Source organism: Streptomyces sp. NPDC054840 (genome assembly GCF_053611065.1).
In genome coordinates this window covers 1-1,128 of sequence record NZ_JBSGZP010001154.1, presented here as the reverse complement: position 1 = coordinate 1,128, position 1,128 = coordinate 1, and the positions used below count along the sequence as shown (strand labels likewise).

Genomic DNA, 1,128 nt, shown 5'->3' with positions numbered 1-1,128 from the left:
GGCGGCGGGTTCGGCATCCGGGCCCCCGGGCCTGGGGCCGTACGTACGGGCCCGCGTAGCCGAACCGTTATGAACGGGCGGTGGCGCCTGAGTACCCGTACTCAGGCGCCACACCCCTTCGCCGGGCCAGGATCGGAGCATGCTCTGGTCCGACCCGAAGAACGAGCCGCCCAAGGACATGCGCGACGCGCAGGCGATGATCCGGCGGCTGACCGTGGTGCTCGCCCTCGCCATGCTCGTGGTGGTGTACGTCCTGGGTGTGGGCTTCTAGGCCGCCCCTTGCGGAACCTGCCGGGCCCGGCCCGCCCGGGACGGCCCCTCGCCGCGCTGTCGGGCACCCGAGTACGTCCGGTACACGGGCGCCCCTCCGCCGTGCGAGGCACCGCACCGGACGACCCGGGCTCACCCGACAAGATCCGGAGGAGACGGCTTCGGCCCTGTCACGGCGCTGCGGGCCGCACCTACGATGGCCATCATGACTGCGACACCTGAGCCGACTGCCACACCTGAGCCCTCGCCGACCGCGCGCAAGCTCGTCCTCGCCTCCGCCTCCCCCGCCCGGCTGAACCTGCTGCGGCAGGCCGGGCTCGCCCCGCACGTGATCGTCAGCGGCTTCGACGAGGACACCCTGAACCACGACGAGCCGGCCGCCCTGGCGCTGGCGCTGGCCGAGGCGAAGGCCGCCGTCGTGGCGGGGCTGGACGAAGCCGCGGGCGCCCTGGTGATCGGCTGCGACTCGGTGCTGGAGCTGGACGGCGAGGCGCTCGGCAAGCCGGTGGACGCCGAGGAGGCCACCGCGCGCTGGAAGTCGATGCGCGGACGGGCGGGCGTCCTGCGCACCGGGCACTGTGTGATCGACACGACGGACGGCCGTCAGGTCTCGGCCACGGCCTCGACGACGGTCCGGTTCGGTGAGCCCACGGACGCGGAGGTGGCCGCGTACGTGGCGAGCGGGGAACCCCTGCACGTGGCGGGGGCGTTCACCCTGGACGGGCTGTCGGCGCCGTTCATCGACGGCATCGACGGGGATCACGGCAACGTCATCGGCCTGTCGCTTCCGCTGTTGCGTTCCCTGCTGGGCGAACTGGACGTGTCCATCACGGACTTGTGGGCTTGAGTTCCCCGAAC

General features: G+C 72.7%; 2 protein-coding genes. Both read left to right on the top strand.

The window, feature by feature from the left end:
- The first annotated feature begins 139 nt into the window (after positions 1 to 139).
- The gene (mmpB, locus tag ACWGIU_RS38310; RefSeq protein ID WP_328961944.1) at positions 140 to 271 is read left to right on the top strand and encodes a morphogenic membrane protein MmpB; all 132 of its coding nucleotides are present in this window, start codon (positions 140 to 142) and stop codon (positions 269 to 271) included.
- A gap of 204 nt (positions 272 to 475) precedes the next feature.
- A complete protein-coding gene (locus tag ACWGIU_RS38305; RefSeq protein ID WP_453712764.1) occupies positions 476 to 1,117 on the top strand; it encodes a nucleoside triphosphate pyrophosphatase in 642 nt (213 codons plus the stop codon).
- Positions 1,118 to 1,128 lie beyond the last annotated feature (11 nt).